Here is a 20,894-nt window from a genome sequence, read left to right on the forward strand (position 1 = left end):
GATGCGCTGGTGGGACATCGACCCGGTGCTTGAGCTGGAGCGGGAGCTGTTCCCCGAGGACGCCTGGTCGGCCGGGATGTTCTGGTCGGAGCTTGCTCACGCGCGCGGGCCGCGGGCCACCCGCCGCTATGTGGTGGCCGAGGAGGACGGCGAGATCGTCGGGTACGCCGGCCTCGCCGCGGCCGACGGCCTCGGCGACGTACAGACCATCGCCGCCGCCCGCGACCAGTGGGGGACCGGGCTCGGATCCCGGCTGCTCACCGACCTGCTGGGGTACGCGACCGCTTTCGAATGCACCGAGGTGCTGCTCGAAGTGCGTGTCGACAACACGCGCGCGCAGAAGCTGTACGAGCGGTTCGGCTTCGAGCCGATCGGCTTCCGGCGCGGCTACTACCAGCCCGGCAATATCGACGCGCTCGTGATGCGGCTGACGACGACGACCGACCCGGCAAACCCAGCGACCTCCGTACAAGAAACCGAGATTCACCATGGCTGACGAACCGCTCGTCCTCGGCATCGAGACCTCCTGCGACGAGACCGGCGTCGGCGTCGTGCGCGGTACGACCCTGCTCGCCGACGCCATCGCCTCAAGCGTCGACGAGCACGCCCGCTTCGGCGGTGTGGTGCCGGAGGTCGCGTCGCGCGCGCACCTGGAGGCGATGGTTCCGACCATCGAGCGCGCGCTGAAGGAGGCCGGGGTCGCCGCCTCCGACCTGGACGGCATCGCGGTGACGGCGGGTCCGGGGCTCGCGGGTGCGCTGCTGGTGGGCGTATCGGCGGCGAAGGCGTACGCCTACGCGCTCGGGAAGCCGCTGTACGGCGTCAACCACCTGGCCTCGCACATCTGCGTCGACCAGCTGGAGCACGGGCCGCTGCCCGAGCCCACGATGGCGCTGCTGGTGAGCGGCGGCCATTCGTCGCTGCTGCTCGCCCCCGACATCACGAGCGACGTACGGCCGATGGGCGCGACCATCGACGACGCGGCGGGCGAGGCGTTCGACAAGATCGCGCGGGTGCTGGATCTGGGCTTTCCGGGTGGGCCGGTCATCGACCGGCTCGCGCGGGAGGGCGACCCGAAGGCGATCGCCTTCCCGCGCGGTCTGACCGGGCCGCGCGACGCGGCGTACGACTTCTCCTTCTCGGGGCTGAAGACGTCGGTGGCGCGGTGGATCGAGGCCAAGCGCAGTGCGGGCGAGGACGTGCCCGTGCGGGATGTGGCGGCTTCCTTCCAGGAGGCGGTCGTCGACGTACTGACGCGCAAGGCGGTCCGGGCGTGCAAGGACGAGGGCGTCGACCACCTGATGATCGGCGGCGGTGTGGCGGCCAACTCGCGGCTGCGGGCGCTGGCGGCGGAGCGGTGCGAGCGGGCCGGCATCCGGCTGCGGGTGCCGCGGCCTGGGCTGTGCACGGACAACGGGGCGATGGTGGCGGCGCTCGGCGCGGAGATGGTGGCGCGGGGCCGGGCGGCGTCGGACTGGGACCTGTCGGCGGACTCCTCGCTGCCGGTCACCGAGCCGCACGTACCGGGTGCTGACCACGGTCGTGGTCACGGTCACGATCACGACCACGTGCATGAGATCAGCAAGGACAACCTCTACTCATGACCGTCGCGCTGATGTGGGAGGCCCGCGCCGTCGAGGGCAGGGGCGCGGAGCTGCTGGAGTGGGCGAGGGCGCAGGCCGAGGTCCTGGCGGGTGAGCCGGTGCGCAGGGAGATTCTGCGGGCGCCGCAGGACCGGGTGCTCGTGATGACCTGGTGGGACGCGGAGTACGACGCCGAGCTGCCGGAACTCCCGGAGCCGGAGGCGGGGTTGATCACGCGGGCGGTTCATCGCTGGCGCTTCGAGTCGGTCGACGGGGCCTGAGCCTGCAGGCTGGGGCACTGGGTAGTGTCGTGCGCATGTCTCGTCGTACGCCGCTTCCTCCGCCCCCGCCGCCCGAGCACATACGGGCCTGGCCCGGCCCCGAGGCGATGCTCGCCGACCGGGCACGGGCCATGGCCGAGCTGATCGCGCGCGATCTCGGGCCCGGGCGGCTGGTGCGGTTCTGGCTGCTGGTGGGCGGCGCGGCGCTCGGGTGGGGGATCGTCGGGGCGGCCCTTCGGGCGTTCGAGGGGCCGGGCGACCCGCTCGTCGCCGTCTTCGGCGCGGGCTTCGGCGCGCTCGGGCTCGCGGGCCTCGTGACGTGCGGGATCTTCCTCGGGATGGGCGTGCGCCGCGACCGTACGGTCCGTCGGCTGCTGGTGCGGTGGGCGGAGGTGGGGCGCGACGAGGGTTTCTCCGCCGCCCAGTGGCGTGTCCCCGGACTCAGCCTGGCGTGGCTGCTGTCGTCGCTGGTGGTGTGCGGGCTCGGGCTGTGGTCGTCGCTGGGGTTCGCGGTGAGGGCGCGGCCGGGCTCGGAGACGTACGTGGACGCGGTCGTCTTCATCGGGCTCGGGGCGGTCCTGTGGGTGGCCGGGCTGATCGGCACGGCGAAGGCGGTGGGGCACTACCGGTGGGCGGTGCGGGTGGGTGCGGCGGGTGCGGTGGGCGCGGCGGAGGGTGGCGTGCGCGGCTGAGGCGGGTGCGGGTGCGGGTGCGGTGCGGTGCCGCTGCGCGGGGCTTGCCCCCACCCCACCCCGCCCCTTCCCGAACTGGGGGCAAGCCCCCAGGCCCCCGGACGCCCTTCGGGCGTGTCCTCAAACGCCGGACGGGCTGGATGGTTGCCGCGCCCACCCAGCAGGAAACGCCCCGCAGGGTTCGGGTCAGGGTTCGTTACGGTGCCGGGTGGCCGATCAGTACCGTGGGGGCGCCCGCCACTCGGGTGAGGAAGACCGTGGCCGAGTGCGGCCCGGACAGCTTCATCTTGCGGCGCAGCTCCTCCGGCTCGATCGCCGAGCCGCGCTTCTTCACCGTCAGTACGCCGACGCCCCGCTCCCGCAGCAGCGCCTTCAGCTTCTTCAGGCCGAAGGGGAGCTGGTCCGTGATCTCGTACGCGGTGGCGTACGGCGTCCGGTGGAGCTCGTCCGCCGTGACGTACGCGATCGTCTCGTCGATCAGGCGGCCGCCCACCCGCTCAGCGACCTCGGCCACCAGATGCGAGCGGATGACCGCGCCGTCCGGCTCGTAGAGGTAACGGCCGACCTTGCCGGGCCCGGGGTCCGGCAGCCCGGTGCCGACCAGGGTGTGCGGGCCGGGGAGCAGGGTGGCGCGGACCGCCTTCGGGGCCGTACCGAACCAGAACACCGCCTCCTTCACGTCACCGCCGTCCGAGATCCACTCCGCCTCGGCGTCGGCCGGGACCGCCTCGTGCGGGACGCCCGGCGCGATCTTGAGTGCGGCGTGCGCGGTCGTACGGGCAGTCTCGATCGCCCAGGACAGGGGCGGGGAGTAGGCCTCCGGGTCGAAGATCCGGCCGCGTCCGCCGCGCCGCGCGGGGTCGACGAAGACCGCGTCGTACGGCGAGGTGTCGATGGTCGTGACGTCGGCGCAGCGGACCTCGATGAGGGCGGCCAGGCCGAGCGCGTCCGCGTTCGCGCGGGCCACCTCTGCCGTCAGCGGGTCGCGGTCGACCGCCAGGACCCGGATCCCGGCGCGGGCCAGCGCGATCGCGTCGCCCCCGATGCCGCAGCACAGGTCCGCGACGCTCCGTACGCCCAGCGCGGCGAAGCGCTCGGCGCGGTACGTCGCCACCGCCGTGCGGGTGGCCTGCTCGACGCCGTTCGGGGTGAAGAACATCCGGTACGCGTCCTCGGCGCCGAACTTCGCCACCGCCCGCTGCCGCAGCCGCGCCTGCCCGAGCGCCGCCGAGACCAGCGCGGCGGGGTGGTCACGGCGCAGCCGGGTCGCCGTCGCCAGCTCGTCCGCGGGGTTGTGGTCGCGGAGCGCGGCGAGGAGGTCGCGGCCCTCTTCGGTGCGCAGGGCGGCGAAGGATTCCAGGGCGTCAGGGGCATCGAGGTCGTTCACCCGGTCAATTGTGGGCCAGCCGGGGGACCGTGCGCGCCCGGTCGCGGTGTCGCCCCGAAGACGGTGCCGTGCGCTGACAGGATCCGACACCATGCAGCTAGTACGACAAAAGGAAGAAACTAGGAGGAAGAGTCGCAGGCAGGTCCGTATGGTCCTGGCCGTGCTCCTTGCCTCCGCGATCGGGTCCGGATGTGCCGGCGGGCCCGCCGACACGCCGGAGCAGGGCGGGCAGCCCGCGCCCGCCGCCGGCCAGCAACAGGAGTACCGGCCAGGGGCGGACCAGGATCTGGCCGGATACGCCGAACGGCTACGGCGGGCCCAGGCCCTGCGCGCCGCCGCCGCCAAGAAGTGGGGCCTCGCGCGGCCCCCGCTCGCCGCGCCCCCACCACCCGCCGTGAAACCGAAGATCACCACACGCAAGGGATTCAGCGCGGGTCCGGGGCTGCCGCCCGTCTTCACCACCGTCCCGGTCAAGGAGCGGGTCGTCTTCCTGACGATGGACGACGGCGCGGAGAAGGACCCGGAGCTGCTGCGGATGATGACCGAACTGGGCATCCCCTACAGCGCGTTCCTCAGCGATTACCTGGTGCGCGAGAACTACGGCTACTTCGAGAGGATGCAGGGCCGCGGCGTAGCGCTGCACAACCACACCCTCAACCACCGCTACATGCCCGGACTCTCGTACAAGCAGCAGAGGCGCGAGATCTGCGGGATGCAGGACGTCATCGAGCAGCGGTACGGCAAACGGCCCCGGCTCTTCAGGCCGCCGTACGGCAACTACAACGCCGACACCCTGCGCGCCGCCCGCTCCTGCGGCATCGAGGCCGTGCCGTTGTGGGCAGCCGAGGCGTTCCCCGACCGGATGGAGTGGCGCGAGTGGGACCGCGACCTGCATCCCGGCGACATCATCCTCACGCACTTCCGCGGCAAGGAGGACTGGAAGGGCACCATGCCGGACATGATCCGGCGGGTCATGAAGACGGTCACCGCCAAGGGGTACGCCGTCGCCAGGCTGGAGGACTACCTGTGAGGCGCGCGCACCGGCTGGCGGCCGGGCTGCTGGCGGTCGGTGCGCTGACGCTCACCGGCTGCGCGCAGTCCGTGGACCCGATCGAGCGGCTGGGGAGGAAGGCGGTGCGCAGCGTCGCCCCCAAGGTGCGCGACGTGGGGGCCGCGGGCGCCGGGGGGCTCCGGGCGCACGCCCCGTCGGCCCCGCGCGCCGGGGCGTACGCGCGCTGGGGACTGCGGGCGCCGCTCCGTGCGGCGCCGGCGCCGCCGGCCCGTAAACCGGAGCGCCCCTTCGTCGTGCACCGCGTACCGACCCGCGACAAGGTCGTCTTCCTCACCTTCGACGACGGAGCGGAGCGCGATCCGGAGTTCGTACGGATGGTGGACGAGCTCAAGCTGCCGATCAGCATGTTCCTGACGGACAGCGTGGCCTCGCCCGGGTACGACCACTTCGACCGGCTGAGGCGGGCGGGCGGCGGGCTCAGCGCCGTGCAGAACCACACCGTCGACCATGCCTACCTGCCCGGTCTCCCGTACGCCGGACAGCGCGCCCAGATCTGCGGCCAGCAGGACCGCCTGGAGGCCCGCTTCGGGACGCGACCGCGGCTCTTCCGGCCGCCGTACGGGGCGTACAACAACCAGACGCTGCGGGCGGCGGGCGACTGCGGGGCCGAGGCGGTGGTGCTGTGGGGGGCTTCGGTGCAGATCAACGACCTGCGGTACGCGCACGGCGACCGGCTGCGGCCGGGCGACATCGTGCTGGCGCACTTCCGCGGTCCCGGCGAGCTCAAGGGCGCCACGATCACCGAGATGACATCGCGGATGCTGCGGCGTATCCAGGAGCAGGGGTTCGCCGTGGCGCGGCTGGAGGACTACCTCTGACGCCTGCCGGCCGGCCCGCGCGGGCCCGTCCGTCAACACGTGAGGCGGCGCAGGATTGGCACTCCGCTTGACCGAGTGCTAACCGCGTCATAGTCTCGGCGTTGGCACTCTCCACTGGGGAGTGCCAACAGTAGCGACGGGCAGGTCCGGCACCCGCGACGACGGATCCACCTGGTCGCCACCCCACATCAGTTAACCCCGTGAGATCTCCGAAGGGGGAGACCGGACCGTGACGACCACCAGCTCCAAGGTTGCCATCAAGCCGCTCGAGGACCGCATTGTGGTCCAGCCGCTCGACGCCGAGCAGACCACGGCCTCTGGCCTGGTCATTCCGGACACCGCCAAGGAGAAGCCCCAGGAGGGCGTCGTCCTGGCCGTGGGCCCGGGCCGCTTCGAGAACGGCGAGCGCCTGCCGCTCGACGTATCCGTCGGCGATGTCGTGCTGTACAGCAAGTACGGCGGCACCGAGGTGAAGTACAGCGGCGAGGAGTACCTCGTCCTCTCGGCTCGCGACGTGCTCGCGATCATCGAGAAGTAATTCGCCCGAAGATTGCTTTTGATTTGCGCCCCTGGCCCCCAGCGAATGCCGGGTGGCCCGGGGCGCATTTCGTTTGAGAGGACAGAGAAGCTCCATGGCGAAGATTCTGAAGTTCGACGAGGACGCCCGTCGCGCCCTCGAGCGCGGCGTCAACAAGCTTGCCGACACGGTGAAGGTGACGATCGGCCCCAAGGGCCGCAACGTCGTCATCGACAAGAAGTTCGGCGCCCCCACCATCACCAACGACGGTGTCACGATCGCGCGTGAGGTCGAGCTCGACGACCCGTACGAGAACCTGGGCGCCCAGCTGGTGAAGGAGGTGGCGACCAAGACCAACGACATCGCGGGTGACGGCACCACCACCGCCACCGTGCTGGCCCAGGCCCTGGTTCGCGAGGGTCTGCGCAACGTCGCCGCCGGTGCTTCCCCGGCCGCCCTGAAGAAGGGCATCGACGCCGCGGTCAAGGCGATCTCCGAGGACCTCCTCGCGAACGCCCGTCCGATCGACGACAAGTCCGACATCGCCGCCGTGGCCGGGCTTTCCGCCCAGGACTCGCAGGTCGGCGAGCTCATCGCCGAGGCGATGGACAAGGTCGGCAAGGACGGTGTCATCACCGTCGAGGAGTCCAACACCTTCGGTCTGGAGCTCGACTTCACCGAGGGCATGGCCTTCGACAAGGGCTACCTCTCGCCGTACATGGTGACCGACCAGGAGCGTATGGAGGCCGTCCTCGACGACCCGTACATCCTGATCCACCAGGGCAAGATCGGCTCGATCCAGGACCTGCTGCCGCTCCTGGAGAAGGTCATCCAGGCCGGCGCCTCCAAGCCGCTGCTGATCATCGCCGAGGACGTCGAGGGCGAGGCCCTGTCGACCCTGGTCGTCAACAAGATCCGTGGCACCTTCAACGCCGTCGCGGTGAAGGCTCCCGGCTTCGGTGACCGCCGCAAGGCCATGCTCGGCGACATCGCCACCCTCACCGGTGCGACCGTCATCGCCGAAGAGGTCGGCCTCAAGCTCGACCAGGCCGGTCTCGACGTGCTGGGCTCCGCCCGCCGCGTGACCGTCACGAAGGACGACACGACGATCGTCGACGGCGGCGGCGACTCCGCCGAGGTGACCGGCCGCGTCAACCAGATCAAGGCCGAGATCGAGTCCACGGACTCCGACTGGGACCGCGAGAAGCTCCAGGAGCGCCTCGCGAAGCTGGCCGGCGGCGTGTGCGTGATCAAGGTCGGCGCCGCCACCGAGGTGGAGCTCAAGGAGAAGAAGCACCGTCTGGAGGACGCCATCTCCGCGACCCGCGCCGCGGTCGAGGAGGGCATCGTCTCCGGTGGTGGTTCCGCTCTGGTCCACGCCGCCAAGGTGCTCGAGGGCGGCCTGGGCAAGACCGGTGACGAGGCCACGGGTGTCGCGGTCGTCCGCCGCGCCGTCGTCGAGCCGCTGCGCTGGATCGCCGAGAACGCGGGCCTCGAGGGCTACGTCATCACCGCCAAGGTGAGCGAGCTCGACAAGGGCCACGGCTTCAACGCCGCGACCGGCGAGTACGGCGACCTGGTCAAGGCCGGCGTCATCGACCCGGTCAAGGTCACCCGCTCCGCGCTGGAGAACGCCGCGTCCATCGCGTCGCTGCTGCTCACGACCGAGACCCTGGTCGTCGAGAAGCCGGCCGAGGACGAGGCGGACGCCGGTCACGGCCACGGTCACGGCCACAGCCACTGACGTCGTACGACGCCAGAAGGCCCCTGTTTCCACCGCTCAGCGGTGGGGACGGGGGCCCCGCTGCTTTCTGTCCGGGTTTTCTGTCTAGCGCATCGCGCCGAGCTGCCGCATCAGGCTCATGGCGTCCATGTGCCACCAGCCTTCCTGGATCTTCCCGTCGTGGCAGCTGAAGACCGTGGTGCCGGTCATGGTGCACTTCTTGCCCGTGGGGGCGACGCCCATGAATTCACCCTTGTGGGTGCCGGTCCAGGTCCACAGCGTGACAACTTCGTCGCCCTCGGCCACCTGCTTGTCGATCGTGAAGCGGAAGTCGAAGCCGTCGCGCCAGCCGGTCAGGTCACTGCGGATGACGTCGGCGCCGACCGTGCTTTCCTCTTCCTTGAAGATGTCGTGGTCCCGGTAATCGGCCGCGAACACCTCGTCGATGGCGTCGAGGTTGCCCGCGACGGCGATCTCGTCGAAGAAGCGGTTGCAGAGGTCCTTGTTCAGCTGCTCGTCGCGGACCACGTCGAGGTCCGTGAACGACGGCATCCCGTCACAGAGCGCCACCATCTCCTGGAAGGTGCGGTCGGTCTCCGGTAGCTGGGAGTTCTTCATCGCCTCTTCGTACGACGGGAACTCGACGATCTCGACGTAGTGGTTCTTCTCGGACCGGTCATTGCCGACGATGTTGTGCGTGGCGGTCCGCTTGCCCTTGGTCTGCTCGGCCCACCTGTCCAGGAGCTGGTTCATGTCTTCGGACCGCTCGGTCTTGTAGTCGATGATCTGTACGAATTTCACGACATCTCCCGGGCCTGCGAGTGGTGGATGGGACACGTCCAGTCTAGTGAAATGTGCGATTTGCGCCGCATTAGGCCGAGCGCCGCAAGGCCGCCGGGTGGACCGGGTCGGCGAAGGGCCGGCCAGTGGCGTATCGCTCCAGTTCGTCCAGGGACCGGTCGGCCATGCGGTGCAGTTCGTTGCCGAGCGAGCCCGCGATGTGGGGGGTCAGGAGAACGTTCGGGAGGTCGTAGAGCGGCGAGTCCGGTGGCGGCAATTCCGGGTCCGTCACGTCGAGTACGGCGTTCAGGCGGCCGGAGGCCAGCTCGGGGAGCAGTGCGGCCTCGTCGATGAGTGAGCCGCGCGCGGTGTTGATCAGCGTCGCGCCGGTGGGCATCGCGGCCAGCCGGCGGGCGTCGATCATGTGGTGGGTCGCCGGGAGCTGGGGGGCGTGGACCGAGACGACGGAGCTGCGGGCGCACAGCTCGTCGAGGGGCGCGAGCTCGACGCCGAGCGCGGCGGCTTCGCGCGGGTCGACGTACGGGTCGTACAGCAGGACGTCCAGGTCGAAGGGGCGCAGCAGTTCGATGACGCGGCGCCCGATGCGCGAGGCGCCGACGATGCCGACGGTGCGGCGGTGGTTTCCGGCGCCGTCGAGTTCCGCGCGCCAGTCGTGGTCGGCGCGCAGGGCGCGGTAGCGGGCGGCTGCGTGCAGGACGCGTTTGCCGGCGAAGAGGATCGCGGCGAGCGTGTACTCCGCCACGGGCAGCGCGTTCGCGGCTGCTGCCGAGGTCACGGCGATGCCGCGGTCCCAGCAGGCCGGGGTGATGTGGTGCTTGACGGAACCCGCCGCGTGGATGACGGCGCGCAGGTTCGGGGCGGCGTCGAGGACTTCGGCGGTGAGCGGGGTGGCGCCCCAGCAGGTGAAGAGGACCTCCGCCTCGGCGAGGGCCGCCGCGATGTGCGGTGCGGGGGTGGTGAGGTCGTGCGCGACGAGGTGCGGGTCGGTGCGCGACAGCTCGGCCAGGCGGGCGCGGTGGCGCTCAGTGAACAGGCGTTCCGCGATGCCGGGGGCCATGGCGAGAAGCAGGGACGGCTGATTGTCAGTGGTGTGGTGCATGGTGGAACTCGGGCTCCTCTTCGGTCGCGTGACGGGCGCGTGACGGTCGCTCGCGTGCGTCACTTGACGCTTCCGGCGGTGAGCCCGGCCTTCCAGTGCCGCTGGAGGGAGACGAAGGCGACGATCAGGGGGACGACGGCGAGGAGGGAGCCGGTGACGACGAGCGGGTAGAACTCGGGCTCGCCGTGGGCGTTGCTGTTCCACGCGTACAGACCGAGGCTCAGCGGGAAGAGCTTCTGGTCCGAGAGCATCACCAGGGGGAGGAAGAAGTTGTTCCAGATCACGGTGAACTGGAAGAGGAAGACGGTCACGAAGCCCGGCATGATCAGGCGCATACCGATGGACCAGAAGGTGCGCAGCTCGCCGGCCCCGTCGATACGGGCGGCTTCGAGGGCCTCGTCGGGGATGTAGCCGGCGCTGAAGACCCGGGCGAGATAGACGCCGAAGGGGTGGACCAGTACGGGGACGAGCACGGCCCAGTAGGTGTTGACGATGCCCACCTCGCTGGCGAGCAGGTACATGGGCAGGGCGAGCGCGGTGGTCGGGACCAGCACGCCGAGCAGGACGACGCCGAAGAGCTTCTCCTTGCAGGCGAAGTGGTACTTGTCGAAGGCGTAGCCCGCGGCGACGCTGATCAGCGAGCTGACCACGGCCCCGCCGCCCGCGTACAGAAGGCTGTTGAGGTACCAGCGGAAGTAGACACCGTCGCTGTACGTCGCCAGTGCGGACAGGTTCGCGCCGAGGTTGAAGTCCTCGAAGGAGAAGGCGTTTCCGGCGAGCAGGCCGCCGGTGTCCTTGGTGGCGGCGGTGACCAGCCAGACGAGGGGGAGAAGCATGTAGAGCATGGCGAGGACGAGCGCGCCGTTGACGGCGGTCTTCGAAAGCCAGCGACTGGTCGGGGTGGGAGAGCCTTTAGCGGGAGAGCTCATGCCTTCTTCCCCTTCCGCCCGGTGAAGCGGGTGACCGCGAAGGAGAGCAGCGCGGCGGTGAGCGCGAGGAGTACGGAGGCGGCAGCCGCGAGCCCGTAGTCGTTACGGTCGAAGGCCGCGGTGTACGCGTACATGTTCGGCGTCCAGGTGGAGGTGACGGATGATCCGGTGCCCTTGTTGATGATCAGCGGCTCGGTGAACAGCTGCAGCGAGCCGATGACCGTGAACAGCGCGACCATCACGACCGAGGCGCGGATCAGCGGGACCTTGATGCTGAGCGCGATGCGCCAGGCGCCCGCCCCGTCCACCGTGGCCGCTTCGAGCACGGAGCGGTCCACGGCCTGGAGGGCGGCGTAGAAGATCACCATGTTGTAGCCGAGCCATTCCCACAGCGCGATGTTGATGACGGAGGGGAGGGCGCCTTCGGGTGCGAAGAAGTCGAAGCCGATGCCGCCGGCCTCCATGGCGTCGACGACCGGGCTGAGCTGGGGCGTATAGAGATAGACCCAGATCAGCGCGGCGATGATGCCCGGGACGGCGTGTGGCAGGAAGAGCGCGAGCTGGAAGAAGCGGCGGGCGCGGGCGAGCGTGGAGTCGAGGAGCAGGGCGAGTGCGAGGGCTCCGCCGATCATCAGCGGGATGTAGAAGGCGCAGTACCCGAGGAGTACGACGAAGCCCTCGCGGAAGGCCGGATCACCCAGCGCCGCCGTGTAGTTGGCGAGGCCGCTGAAGACGGTCTCCTTTCCTCCGAAGCCCAGTCCCGACTGCTTCTCGGTGAACAGGCTCAGCCAGACCGCGTATCCGATCGGCACCACCATCACCAGGATGAAGAGGACGAAGAAGGGAGTCAGCAGTACGCCGGCGGCGGCATGGGTGCGGGTGCGGGCCTTCACGTTCTTCTCAGCCCTCCACCTTCAGGCCGCGCTTCTTCAGCTCGGAGACGGTCGCGTCGTGCCCGGCCCTGACCGCGTCGGCGATCGTCGCGCCGCCGTTCGCGACCTTGCCGAACCCGTCCTTGATGACCGTGTTGGTGGTACCGGTGCTCGGGCCCCAGGCCCAGTTGGGGCCGATGGAGGCGCCGGCGTCCTCGAAGACCTGGTAGATGTCCTGGCCGCCGTAGTACGTCGCGTCGAAGGCCTGCTTCGCGGCTGGGCGCAGCTCTGCCGCGGCGGGGAAGGCACTCGACGTACCGGAGGCGATCCGGGCCTTGATGCCGTCCTCCGTGGTCGTCATCCACTTCGCGAACTCGACCGCCGCCTCGGTCTTGTCGCTGTCCTTGGTCACCGCGAAGGTCGAGCCGCCCAGCATGCCGCTGGCCGGCTTGCCGTCCCACGACGGCATCGGTGCGACGGCCCACTTGCCGCTCTGCTCGGGCAGGGTGCCTGTCAGAACGCCCGCGCCCCAGGAGGCGCCGAGGTAGCCGATGGTGCCGCCGCTCTTGAGGGAGTTGGTCCACTCCGGGCTGAAGGAGGCGTTGTTGCGGACCAGGTCGTCGTCGAGCAGCCCCTGCCAGTACGCCGCCACCTTCGTCGTCGCGGCGTCGCTCGTGTCGACCTTCCAGGTGTCGCCCTCGGCCTTGAACCACTGGGCGCCTGCCTGCCAGGCCATCGCCTGGAAGGTGGTCGGGTCGTCGGGGAAGAAGGTGCCGATGCGCGCCTTCCTGTCGGCCTTCTTGACCTTCTCGGCGGCCTTGCGGAACTCGTCCCACGTCTTGGGGACTTCGACGCCGTACTTCGTGAACAGGTCCTTGCGGTAGTAGAAGGCCTGCGGCGAGGCGTCGAAGGGGACGGCCCAGTTCTTGCCGCCCAGGGTGGTCAGCTCGACCGCCTGCGGCAGGAACTTCTTCTTCACGTCGTCGGTGAGGTGGCCGCTGATGTCCTGGACCGAGCCCTGGCTGACGAACTCCGGGAGCATCGGGTACTCGATGGAGACCAGGTCGGGGGCGTTGCCGGCCTTCACGGCGTTGGAGATCTTGGCGTAACCACCGGCGTTGCCGGAGGGGATCTCCTCGTACTTCACCCGGATGTTCTTGTGCGAGGCGTTGAAGGCGTCGACCACCTCCTTCGAGCCCTTGGCCCAGCCCCAGAAGGTGATCGAGACGGGCTTCGTTCCGTCGGTGCTGTCGTTGCTGCCGTCACCGCTGCCGCCGCAGGCCGTGAGAACGGCGAGGGCGGTGACGGCGCCGACTATGGCAGAGGACGTTCTGTTCCAACTGGGGCTCACGGCACGGCTCCTGAACGGGCGGCGACATTGCGTTGGCCGTGATCCTTGAGCCAGCACTGAGCGAAGTCAAGAGCGAAAGATTGATTGATCGAAAAAAGAACAGATGGTTCAGGCTCCGCAGGACGCCCGTACGCGCAACTGCGGAAGCAGCGTCAGATGCCGTTGCGGCGCCTCTCCGTCCGACCCCCGCTCCTGCCCGAGCCGCTCCACCAGCAGCCCGGTCGCATGCCGTCCCACCTCGTGCTTGGGCGGTGCCACCGCCGTCAGCGGGGTGTCCGCGAGCGCCGCCACCTCGTCGTCGTACGCGATGAGCGCGAGATCCCGCGGCACCCGCACACCAAGCTCCGCGAGCCGCTGCACCACCTGGATCGCGTCCACGTCGTTGTGGATCAGCGCAGCCGTCGCCGCCCCCGAGGCGACCGCCGCCCGCAGTGCCTGCACCGCCGCTTCGAACCGGTCCGGATGCACCTCCGCCGGTACGGAGTCGATCACCTCCTGCGGCGCCCGCACCCCCAGCACGCCGAGCGCCTCTGCGTACCCCGAACGCACCGCGAGAGCCGTCGGCGAGTCGTCACGGGCCATCAGAAGCGGCGGCCCGTGCCCCAGCTCCATCAGGTGGCGCACGGCCAGCAGCACCCCGTGCCGGTGGTCCGAGCAGACCCGGTCGAGCCCGTCCAGCGGCGACCCCGGCACCGGCTGCCGCTCCAGCAGCACGGTCGGCACGGGCAGCGAGGTGATCCAGTCGCCGTACGCCGCCGGGTCGCCCGGCCGTCGCCACCCCGGCGCCACCAGCAGCCCCTCGGCCCCGGCCGCGAGCAGGCCTTCGGTGCGTGCCTGGTCCTCCTCCGGGCGGTAGTCGGAGATCCGCAGGATCAGCCGGGCGCCGGCCCGCGCCGCGGCCTCGTGCGCACCCCGGATGACCTCCGCGAAGTAGTACGTCGCCGAGGGGGCCAGCATGCCGAGCACCAGGCCGCCGCCGACCCCGGCCGGCGCCGCCGGACCGCCCTTCTCCCGCGGCCACGACACCGACCCGTGCACCCGGTCGAGCAGCCCGCGCCCCGCCAGCTCCTCGACGTCCCGGCGCACCGTGACGGCCGAGACGCCCAGCCGCCCGGCGAGCTCCGAGACGCGGGCCGAGCCCCGTTCCCGTACCAGGCCGAGCAGTCGGTCATGACGTTCAGCAGCACTCTCGCGCACGGCGGCAGTCCCCCTCGCAGTGTGTGGCACAGAAACCAGCGTGATCGAACGATAGGAGTTTCGATCATTCAACCGTAATCCACTGACGTTCGAGCAGTCCGGGTTCTGCAATTCCGGCGTCGCACCCACGACGAGCGCCACCCCGTGCCGAGGACTCGACTACTGGGGCCCGTACTTGCGGCCAGTCTTGGAGGTGATTCCTCCAAGCAGGCCGCGAGGCGCCAGCTTCACCGCGCCCATCAGCGCCTTGTACCGGGGGTCCGGAACCGACACCGTCTTCCCGCGCGCCAGATCGCCCATCGCCGCCGCCACCAGCTTGTCCGCGTCCAGCCACATCCACGCCGGGATGTTGTCCGTTCCCATCCCGGCCCGCTCATGGAACTCCGTACGCACGAAGCCGGGGCACAGCGCCATCAGCCGTACCCCGCTGCCCGCCAGGTCCCGCGCCGCGCCCTGCGTGAACTGCACGACCCACGCCTTCGAGGCGCCGTACGTCCCGCGCGGTACGAAGGCCGCGACCGACGCGACGTTGACGACACCGCCGCGCCCCCGCTCCTTCATCCCCGCCGTGGCCGCCGCCGTCAGCCGCAGAACCGCCTCGCAGTGCACCTTCAGCATGGTCAGTTCGTCGGCCATGGACACTTCGAGGAAGCGCCCCTTGTTGCCGAACCCGGCGTTGTTGACAAGCAGATCCACCGGATGTCTGCGGTCCGACAACCGCGCCTCGGCCGACGCGATCCCCGCCTCCGTCGACAGGTCCGCGGTCAGCACCTCCGCCTCGATGCCGTGCAGGTCGTGCAGTTCTGTCGCCTGCTCCTGGAGCCGCTCGGTGTCGCGGGCCACCAGCACCAGGTTGTGCCCGTCCGTGGCGAGGCGTCGCGCGAAGGCGGCGCCGATGCCTGCTGTCGCCCCTGTGATGAGTGCAGTCGTCATGCGGGGCACGTTAGTGCCCCGGATACCCCGCCTGCCCTTCAGGCTTTCGTGCCGAGGACTGTCGGGTGACGTACTTGCGCGCGGCCTCCAGCGCCTCGGGGTGCAGTGCGTCACCGGCCGCCAGGGTGCGCGGCAGCAGCTCGCGTTCCGTCGTCTCCGCCCTGAACTGCACGCTCACCGTGACGTCGTGGGCGGGGCGGTGCACGACCTCGATGGCGTCGCCCGCCCGTATCTCGCCGGGCTCGATCACCCGCAGGTACGCACCGGGCGCGGCCTGCCGCGTGAAGCGCCTGACCCACCCCTTCTCGCCGAGACTGGCGGCGAACGTACTGCACGGAATGCGGCCGCAGGTCACCTCCAGAACCAAGTCGGCGCCGATGCGCCAGCGTTCGCCGATCAGCGCGCCGTTCACGTCGAGCCCGAGGGTGGTGAGGTTCTCGCCGAACGAGCCGTTGACCAGGGTGCGTCCGAGCTCGCGCTCCCAGCCGTCGAGGTCCTCGCGCGCGAAGGCGTACACCGCCTGGTCGTTCCCACCGTGGTGGCGTGTGTCGCACACCGCGTCCCCCACCAGGCCGCTCGCCCCGACACCCTTCGGTCCGGGCGCCACCACCCGTACGGGTCCATCGGCGGGCTGCTTGTGAATGCCGGTCCTGCCACTCGGGGCATCGGTGTAGTCCACTGCCTCCGGCCGACCGAGATTCACTGTCAGAAGCTTCATGGCCGAACGCTAACCGGCCGTGACTCAAAGTTGCTCGCCATTATTCTGCAACAAACCCAAGAGTCGCTTATGCTTGAAGAGTGATCGAAGCCCGTCATCTCCGTGTCCTGCGCGCCGTGGCCGCCACCGGCTCGTTCTCCGCCGCCGCGCGCGAACTCGGCTGCACACAGCCCGCCGTGAGCCAGCAGATGAAGGCCCTCGAACACTCCGCGGGGACCACGCTCCTCATCCGTACGGGCCGCGAGATGCGCCTCACCCAGGCGGGCGAGGTTCTCGTCCGGCACGCCGTCGGCATCCTCGCCGGGCTGACCGCCGCCGAGGAGGAGGTCGCCGCCATCGCCGGCCTGCGCGCCGGACGCGTACGCCTGGTGTCGTTCCCCAGTGGCAGCTCCACCCTCGTCCCCACCGCGCTGGCCGCCCTGCGCGCCGCCCACCCCGGCACCCGCGTCTCACTGGTCGACGCGGAGCCTCCGCGCTCGGTCGAGATGCTGCGCGAGGGCGACTGCGACGTGGCGCTGGCGTTCCGGTACGGGCCCGGCGGCGCCACCGAGGACTGGAACGACCTGGTCGTACGCCCGCTGCTCACCGACCGCCTCGTCGGCCTGGTCCCGGAGGGGCACCGGCTCGCGGACGCCGGCGAGGTCGGCATCGGCGAACTGGCCGACGAGCCGTGGATCGCGGGCTGCCCGCGCTGCCGCAGGCAGTTGGTCGAGGTGTGCGAAAGCGCGGGCTTCGCGCCCCGGATCGATTTCGCGACCGACGACTATCCGGCAGTGATCGGCCTGGTCGGCGCCGGCTTGGGGGTCGCGGTCCTGCCAGAGCTGGCGATGGAGTCGGTACGCCCGAAGGGGGCGCGCACCGTGGCGGTGGAGCCCGCCGTGCGGCGCGAGATCGTGGCGCTCACGCTGCCCGACCTGGCTCAGGTGCCGGCGGTGGCGGCCACGCTCGACCAGCTGGCGCTGGCTGCGGCTCGCTGAGCGGGGTCGTGCGGTCGTCTGTCTGGGTTCGCGACGGGTGCGGGTGCGGGTTTGCTCGCGGGCTCGGGCTCCGGCTTGGGCTCCGGCGAGTTGCAGAAACGTTCCTTCAGGGAGATGGCGTACCGGTGGGCCCTGTTGAGGCCACGATGAGGCGGGTGCGCGCGCGGCCCATCAGCTCTTCGCGCTCGTCCTCGGTCAGTCCGCCCCATACGCCGTAGGGCTCACGCACCGCGAGGGCGTGTGCCGCACATTCCGCGCGTACCGGGCACCTCATGCAGACCTCCTTAGCCGAGTTCTCACGCGCACTCCGTGCCGCGCCCCGTTCTCCCTCCGGATGAAAGAAGAGCGAGCTGTCCACCCCGCGGCACGCTGCGAGCAGCTGCCAGTCCCACAGGTCGGCGTTGGGTCCGGGAAGGCGGGAGAAATCTGCCATTGCTTGTCCCCTTGCATCGATGCATCGAGAGTGCGTCTGGACCGTGAGGTGGCATCTACTTGTGCAAGTAGATGTAAATATGACTCATTGCGAATCTAGCCACAGACACCAGCAAAACGGAAGAAAAGCCGCTAAATGGGGCATAGCTTTACTTAGGGGGCATGGCGACCCCCAATGCGCTTCTGTGCGACCGAGCCCTCACGTAGAGTGTTGATGGCGCCCGTCCGACCCGTAACTCTTTCGAGTGACCGTCGTTGAGAGTGCGAGGCGGTTGAGAGAACAAGCGATCGGGCAAGTGTCCGAGAGCGTCAATCGCACAGGTGACGAGATATGTACCAGCCTGGAGGCTCAAGGTGACGCGCAGCAGCTGTGAGAGCCGCGGAGGACCGTCATGACATCCGTCCTCGTCTGCGACGACTCCCCGCTTGCCCGAGAGGCGCTCCGCCGCGCGGTCGCGACCGTGCCCGGTGTGGAGCGCGTGACGACAGCGGCCAACGGCGAGGAAGTCCTCCGCCGCTGGGGCGCCGACCGCTCGGATTTGATTCTGATGGACGTACGCATGCCTGGTCTGGGCGGCGTCGAGACGGTGCGCCGGCTGCTCTCCGCGGACCCCGGCGCCCGGATCATCATGCTCACGGTGGCCGAGGACCTCGACGGGGTCGCGCTCGCGGTCGCCGCCGGCGCCCGCGGCTACCTGCACAAGGACGCCTCGCGCGCCGAACTGCGGGCGACCGTCACCCAGGCGCTCGCCGACCCGACCTGGCGGCTCGCCCCGCGCCGGCTCCGGTCCGCGGAGATGGGTGCGGCGCCGACGCTCACGGCGCGTGAGATCCAGGTGCTCGAAGGCATGAGCCACGGACGCTCCAACGCGGAGATCGGCCGCGAGCTCTTCCTCTCGGAGGACACGGTCAAGACGCACGCCCGGCGGCTCTTCAAGAAACTCGGCGCCTCGGACCGGGCGCACGCGGTCGCGCTCGGATTCCGCTGGGGCCTGGTCCGATAGGACCGGGTCCGGTGCGTTCCCGCGCGGGTACCACGCTCCCCGTCCGCCGTCCGGTGGGCGGGGCGACGGACGCCCGTGCCCCTTTCCGCCGCCGATGCCGCATCCTTGAGGGGTGGAGTTCCTCGGGGACGATTCGGTCGAGCGGGAGGGGAGGGCTCAGGAGATGAGTTCCGGCGTACCTGCTCATAACGCTTCGGTGCACAACTACGGACGTGGTGCCACGGATGGTTCGGCATCAAGGCACCATGGACCGATGCGCGACGACGAGACGACGGTGATCGGTGCACTCGTCCGACGTGCCGTCGAGGGCGACGAGCAGGCGACGCACGACCTGCTGGCCCGCGTCCACCCGCTGGCACTGCGGTACTGCCGCACTCGGCTGAGCCGACTGCCCGGTGATGCCCGTCACTTCGTGGAGGACCTGGCACAGGAAGTCTGCGTCGCGGTCCTCATGGCGCTGCCGCGCTACAAGGACACGGGCAGGCCCTTCGAGGCATTCGTCTTCGCCATCGCCGCGCACAAGGTCGCCGACCTCCAGCGGGCCGCCATGCGGCACCCCGGATCGACCGCCGTGCCGTCCGACGAGATGCCCGAGCGGCCCGACGACTCCCTCGGCCCCGAGGAGCGGGCGCTGCTGAGCAGCGACGCGGAGTGGGCGAAGAAACTTCTGGCCAATCTTCCGCAGGCACAGCGCGAGCTGCTGGTGCTGCGGGTCGCGGTCGGCCTGACCGCAGAGGAGACCGGGCAGATGCTGGGTATGTCACCCGGCGCCGTGCGGGTCGCGCAGCATCGCGCGCTCAGCCGCCTGCGCGCGCTCGCCGGGCAGTAGACGGCCGCACCTCACGCCTCGGCGTCCCGTGCGAACGTACAAACTCGCCAGGTGATCTTGCTCGTGGAATGAGACACCGCACGATCCCGTTAGCATGGACATCCGCGCCGAGCAAGACCATTTGGGAAGGTGTCAGGCATGACTGCCAACGTCGACGGAGTGCCCGAGAAGTTCGCGATGCTCGGGCTTACCTACGACGACGTGCTGCTGCTGCCCGGCGCGTCGGACATGGCGCCCGACCAGATCGACACCTCCTCGTACATCTCGAAGAACGTACGGGTGAACGTCCCGCTGCTGTCCGCCGCGATGGACAAGGTCACCGAGGCGCGCATGGCCATCGCCATGGCACGGCAGGGCGGTGTCGGTGTGCTGCACCGCAACCTCTCGATCGCCGACCAGGCCAACCAGGTCGACCTCGTCAAGCGCTCCGAGTCCGGCATGGTGACCGACCCGATCACCGTGCGCCCGGACACCACGCTCGGTGAGGCCGACGAGCTGTGCGCCAAGTTCCGCATCAGCGGCGTGCCGGTGACCGACCCGGCGGGCAAGCTGCTCGGCATCGTCACCAACCGCGACATGGCCTTCGAGACCGACCGCGCCCGCCAGGTCCGCGAGCTCATGACGCCGATGCCGCTCGTCACGGGCAAGGTCGGCATCTCCCGCGTGGACGCGGTGCAGCTGCTGCGCCGCCACAAGATCGAGAAGCTTCCGCTGGTCGACGACGCGGGCATCCTCAAGGGCCTCATCACGGTCAAGGACTTCGTCAAGGCCGAGAAGTACCCGAACGCCGCCAAGGACGCCGAGGGCCGGCTGCTCGTCGGCGCGGCCGTGGGTGTCGCCGGTGACGCGTACGACCGCGCCCAGGCACTCATCGAGGCGGGCGTCGACTTCATCGTCGTCGACACCGCCCACGGCCACTCCCGGCTCGTCGGTGACATGGTCGCCAAGATCAAGTCGAACTCCACGGTCGACGTCATCGGCGGCAACGTCGCCACCCGCGACGGCGCCCAGGCGCTCATCGACGCCGGCTGCGACGGCATCAAGGTCGGCGTCGGACCCGGCTCCATCTGCACGACCCGCGTCGTCGCCGGCATCGGCGTACCGCAGGTCACCGCCATCTACGAGGCCTCGCTCGCCGCGAAGACCGCCGGCGTGCCGGTCATCGGCGACGGTGGCCTCCAGTACTCGGGCGACATCGCGAAGGCGATCGTCGCGGGCGCCGACACCGTGATGCTCGGCTCGCTGCTCGCGGGCTGCGAGGAGTCGCCCGGCGAGCTGCTCTTCATCAACGGCAAGCAGTTCAAGTCGTACCGCGGCATGGGCTCGCTCGGCGCGATGCAGTCCCGCGGCCAGGCCAAGTCGTACTCCAAGGACCGGTACTTCCAGGAGGGCGTCGGCGCCGACGACAAGCTCGTGCCCGAGGGCATCGAGGGCCAGGTGCCCTACCGGGGTCCGCTGTCCGCCGTCGTGCACCAGCTCGCGGGCGGGCTGCGTCAGTCGATGTTCTATGTCGGCGGCCGGACGATTCCGGAGCTTCAGCAGAACGGCCGGTTCGTACGGATCACGTCCGCGGGTCTCAAGGAGAGCCACCCGCACGACATCCAGATGACGGTCGAGGCGCCGAACTACAGCAGGAAGTAACACGCGCATACGCGCTGAGGGGCGGCCCCGGAGATTCC

At 70.0% G+C, this 20,894-nt stretch carries 22 protein-coding genes; 12 read left to right on the forward strand and 10 right to left on the reverse strand.

Translation table 11 applies throughout. The features are described from left to right. The first annotated feature begins 1 nt into the window (after position 1). The 4 genes from rimI to J7E91_RS03970 are packed head-to-tail and all read left to right on the forward strand — an operon-like array spanning position 2 to position 2,556. Positions 2 to 496, forward strand: coding sequence for a ribosomal protein S18-alanine N-acetyltransferase (gene rimI, locus J7E91_RS03955; protein ID WP_214899216.1), 495 nt, complete (start codon positions 2 to 4; stop codon positions 494 to 496). After that, positions 489 to 1,604 (forward strand): tRNA (adenosine(37)-N6)-threonylcarbamoyltransferase complex transferase subunit TsaD, encoded by a 1,116-nt coding sequence (gene tsaD / locus J7E91_RS03960; protein WP_214899125.1) that lies wholly within the window; start codon positions 489 to 491, stop codon positions 1,602 to 1,604. Before rimI ends, tsaD begins: the two co-directional genes overlap by 8 nt. Next, positions 1,601 to 1,864 (forward strand): hypothetical protein, encoded by a 264-nt coding sequence (locus J7E91_RS03965; protein WP_214899127.1) that lies wholly within the window; start codon positions 1,601 to 1,603, stop codon positions 1,862 to 1,864. Before tsaD ends, J7E91_RS03965 begins: the two co-directional genes overlap by 4 nt. Positions 1,865 to 1,899: 35 nt before the next feature. Then, positions 1,900 to 2,556: a hypothetical protein gene (locus J7E91_RS03970; RefSeq protein ID WP_251015138.1), complete on the forward strand. Its 657-nt coding sequence runs from the start codon at positions 1,900 to 1,902 to the stop codon at positions 2,554 to 2,556. A 196-nt stretch (positions 2,557 to 2,752) separates the two neighbouring features. Here the strand turns inward: J7E91_RS03970 and J7E91_RS03975 are convergent, their stop codons facing one another. Then, on the reverse strand, positions 2,753 to 3,952 hold the full coding sequence (locus J7E91_RS03975) for a methyltransferase domain-containing protein (RefSeq protein ID WP_374224617.1): 1,200 nt from the start codon (positions 3,950 to 3,952) through the stop codon (positions 2,753 to 2,755). 82 nt (positions 3,953 to 4,034) lie between these two features. Between J7E91_RS03975 and J7E91_RS03980 the strand changes: the two genes are divergently transcribed. The 4 genes from J7E91_RS03980 (at position 4,035) to groL (ending at position 8,094) form a co-directional block, all read left to right on the forward strand. After that, the gene (locus J7E91_RS03980; RefSeq protein WP_214899133.1) at positions 4,035 to 4,973 is read left to right on the forward strand and encodes a polysaccharide deacetylase family protein; all 939 of its coding nucleotides are present in this window, start codon (positions 4,035 to 4,037) and stop codon (positions 4,971 to 4,973) included. Then, complete coding sequence (locus J7E91_RS03985; RefSeq protein WP_214899135.1) at positions 4,970 to 5,833, forward strand: polysaccharide deacetylase family protein; 864 nt, start codon at positions 4,970 to 4,972, stop codon at positions 5,831 to 5,833. The genes J7E91_RS03980 and J7E91_RS03985 overlap by 4 nt, the downstream gene beginning before the upstream one ends. A gap of 229 nt (positions 5,834 to 6,062) precedes the next feature. After that, positions 6,063 to 6,371 carry a co-chaperone GroES gene (gene groES / locus J7E91_RS03990; RefSeq protein WP_028812332.1) on the forward strand — a complete coding sequence of 103 codons (309 nt, stop codon included), beginning with the start codon at positions 6,063 to 6,065 and terminating at the stop codon, positions 6,369 to 6,371. A 94-nt stretch (positions 6,372 to 6,465) separates the two neighbouring features. After that, positions 6,466 to 8,094, forward strand: a complete 1,629-nt coding sequence (gene groL / locus J7E91_RS03995; RefSeq protein ID WP_214899136.1) for a chaperonin GroEL — start codon at positions 6,466 to 6,468, stop codon at positions 8,092 to 8,094. Between the two features lie 84 nt (positions 8,095 to 8,178). On the opposite strand, the gene J7E91_RS04000 is transcribed toward groL, so the two are convergent. The 8 genes from J7E91_RS04000 to J7E91_RS04035 all read right to left on the reverse strand — a co-directional run bounded on the left by J7E91_RS04000 (position 8,179) and on the right by J7E91_RS04035 (position 15,973). Beyond that, positions 8,179 to 8,874: an ester cyclase gene (locus J7E91_RS04000; protein WP_214899137.1), complete on the reverse strand. Its 696-nt coding sequence runs from the start codon at positions 8,872 to 8,874 to the stop codon at positions 8,179 to 8,181. A 70-nt stretch (positions 8,875 to 8,944) separates the two neighbouring features. Next, positions 8,945 to 9,973, reverse strand: coding sequence for a hydroxyacid dehydrogenase (locus J7E91_RS04005; protein WP_214899138.1), 1,029 nt, complete (start codon positions 9,971 to 9,973; stop codon positions 8,945 to 8,947). A gap of 59 nt (positions 9,974 to 10,032) precedes the next feature. Further along, a complete protein-coding gene (locus J7E91_RS04010; RefSeq protein WP_214899139.1) occupies positions 10,033 to 10,902 on the reverse strand; it encodes a carbohydrate ABC transporter permease in 870 nt (289 codons plus the stop codon). Then, positions 10,899 to 11,795, reverse strand: a complete 897-nt coding sequence (locus J7E91_RS04015) for a carbohydrate ABC transporter permease (RefSeq protein WP_214899140.1) — start codon at positions 11,793 to 11,795, stop codon at positions 10,899 to 10,901. The genes J7E91_RS04010 and J7E91_RS04015 overlap by 4 nt, the downstream gene beginning before the upstream one ends. 7 nt (positions 11,796 to 11,802) lie before the next feature. Then, positions 11,803 to 13,125, reverse strand: a complete 1,323-nt coding sequence (locus J7E91_RS04020) for an ABC transporter substrate-binding protein (protein WP_214899141.1) — start codon at positions 13,123 to 13,125, stop codon at positions 11,803 to 11,805. Positions 13,126 to 13,233: 108 nt separating this feature from the next. Continuing rightward, positions 13,234 to 14,322: a substrate-binding domain-containing protein gene (locus J7E91_RS04025; protein WP_214899143.1), complete on the reverse strand. Its 1,089-nt coding sequence runs from the start codon at positions 14,320 to 14,322 to the stop codon at positions 13,234 to 13,236. Positions 14,323 to 14,481: 159 nt separating this feature from the next. Next, on the reverse strand, positions 14,482 to 15,255 hold the full coding sequence (locus tag J7E91_RS04030; RefSeq protein ID WP_214899145.1) for an SDR family oxidoreductase: 774 nt from the start codon (positions 15,253 to 15,255) through the stop codon (positions 14,482 to 14,484). Between the two features lie 10 nt (positions 15,256 to 15,265). Further along, positions 15,266 to 15,973: an MOSC domain-containing protein gene (locus J7E91_RS04035; RefSeq protein ID WP_214899148.1), complete on the reverse strand. Its 708-nt coding sequence runs from the start codon at positions 15,971 to 15,973 to the stop codon at positions 15,266 to 15,268. Between the two features lie 80 nt (positions 15,974 to 16,053). Here J7E91_RS04035 and J7E91_RS04040 point away from each other — a divergent pair, with 80 nt between their 5' ends. Beyond that, a complete protein-coding gene (locus tag J7E91_RS04040; protein WP_214899150.1) occupies positions 16,054 to 16,950 on the forward strand; it encodes a LysR family transcriptional regulator in 897 nt (298 codons plus the stop codon). Positions 16,951 to 17,056: 106 nt separating this feature from the next. Here J7E91_RS04040 and J7E91_RS04045 read toward each other — a convergent pair whose 3' ends face one another. After that, on the reverse strand, positions 17,057 to 17,383 hold the full coding sequence (locus J7E91_RS04045; RefSeq protein ID WP_214899152.1) for a WhiB family transcriptional regulator: 327 nt from the start codon (positions 17,381 to 17,383) through the stop codon (positions 17,057 to 17,059). A 391-nt stretch (positions 17,384 to 17,774) separates the two neighbouring features. Between J7E91_RS04045 and J7E91_RS04050 the strand changes: the two genes are divergently transcribed. From J7E91_RS04050 to guaB, 3 genes are all read left to right on the forward strand, one after another. After that, positions 17,775 to 18,386: a response regulator transcription factor gene (locus J7E91_RS04050; RefSeq protein WP_003948568.1), complete on the forward strand. Its 612-nt coding sequence runs from the start codon at positions 17,775 to 17,777 to the stop codon at positions 18,384 to 18,386. Between the two features lie 253 nt (positions 18,387 to 18,639). Beyond that, complete coding sequence (locus J7E91_RS04055) at positions 18,640 to 19,215, forward strand: sigma-70 family RNA polymerase sigma factor (protein WP_028812321.1); 576 nt, start codon at positions 18,640 to 18,642, stop codon at positions 19,213 to 19,215. A gap of 138 nt (positions 19,216 to 19,353) precedes the next feature. Continuing rightward, positions 19,354 to 20,856 (forward strand): IMP dehydrogenase, encoded by a 1,503-nt coding sequence (gene guaB, locus J7E91_RS04060; RefSeq protein ID WP_214899156.1) that lies wholly within the window; start codon positions 19,354 to 19,356, stop codon positions 20,854 to 20,856. Positions 20,857 to 20,894 lie beyond the last annotated feature (38 nt).

The organism is Streptomyces sp. ISL-99, assembly GCF_018614005.1.
GTDB lineage: Bacteria > Actinomycetota > Actinomycetes > Streptomycetales > Streptomycetaceae > Streptomyces > Streptomyces flavidovirens.

What these genes read in the sequence shown, in the direction of transcription:
- rimI (WP_214899216.1), top strand. Translation starts at nt 2, where the DNA reads ATGCGCTGGTGGGACATCGACCCGGTGCTTGAGCTGGAGCGGGAGCTG.
- tsaD (WP_214899125.1), top strand. Translation starts at nt 489, where the DNA reads ATGGCTGACGAACCGCTCGTCCTCGGCATCGAGACCTCCTGCGACGAG.
- J7E91_RS03965 (WP_214899127.1), top strand. Translation starts at nt 1,601, where the DNA reads ATGACCGTCGCGCTGATGTGGGAGGCCCGCGCCGTCGAGGGCAGGGGC.
- J7E91_RS03970 (WP_251015138.1), top strand. Translation starts at nt 1,900, where the DNA reads ATGTCTCGTCGTACGCCGCTTCCTCCGCCCCCGCCGCCCGAGCACATA.
- J7E91_RS03980 (WP_214899133.1), top strand. Translation starts at nt 4,035, where the DNA reads ATGCAGCTAGTACGACAAAAGGAAGAAACTAGGAGGAAGAGTCGCAGG.
- groL (WP_214899136.1), top strand. Translation starts at nt 6,466, where the DNA reads ATGGCGAAGATTCTGAAGTTCGACGAGGACGCCCGTCGCGCCCTCGAG.
- J7E91_RS04005 (WP_214899138.1), bottom strand. Translation starts at nt 9,973, where the DNA reads ATGCACCACACCACTGACAATCAGCCGTCCCTGCTTCTCGCCATGGCC.
- J7E91_RS04010 (WP_214899139.1), bottom strand. Translation starts at nt 10,902, where the DNA reads ATGAGCTCTCCCGCTAAAGGCTCTCCCACCCCGACCAGTCGCTGGCTT.
- J7E91_RS04030 (WP_214899145.1), bottom strand. Translation starts at nt 15,255, where the DNA reads ATGACGACTGCACTCATCACAGGGGCGACAGCAGGCATCGGCGCCGCC.
- J7E91_RS04035 (WP_214899148.1), bottom strand. Translation starts at nt 15,973, where the DNA reads ATGAAGCTTCTGACAGTGAATCTCGGTCGGCCGGAGGCAGTGGACTAC.
- J7E91_RS04045 (WP_214899152.1), bottom strand. Translation starts at nt 17,383, where the DNA reads ATGGCAGATTTCTCCCGCCTTCCCGGACCCAACGCCGACCTGTGGGAC.
- J7E91_RS04050 (WP_003948568.1), top strand. Translation starts at nt 17,775, where the DNA reads ATGACATCCGTCCTCGTCTGCGACGACTCCCCGCTTGCCCGAGAGGCG.
- J7E91_RS04055 (WP_028812321.1), top strand. Translation starts at nt 18,640, where the DNA reads ATGCGCGACGACGAGACGACGGTGATCGGTGCACTCGTCCGACGTGCC.
- guaB (WP_214899156.1), top strand. Translation starts at nt 19,354, where the DNA reads ATGACTGCCAACGTCGACGGAGTGCCCGAGAAGTTCGCGATGCTCGGG.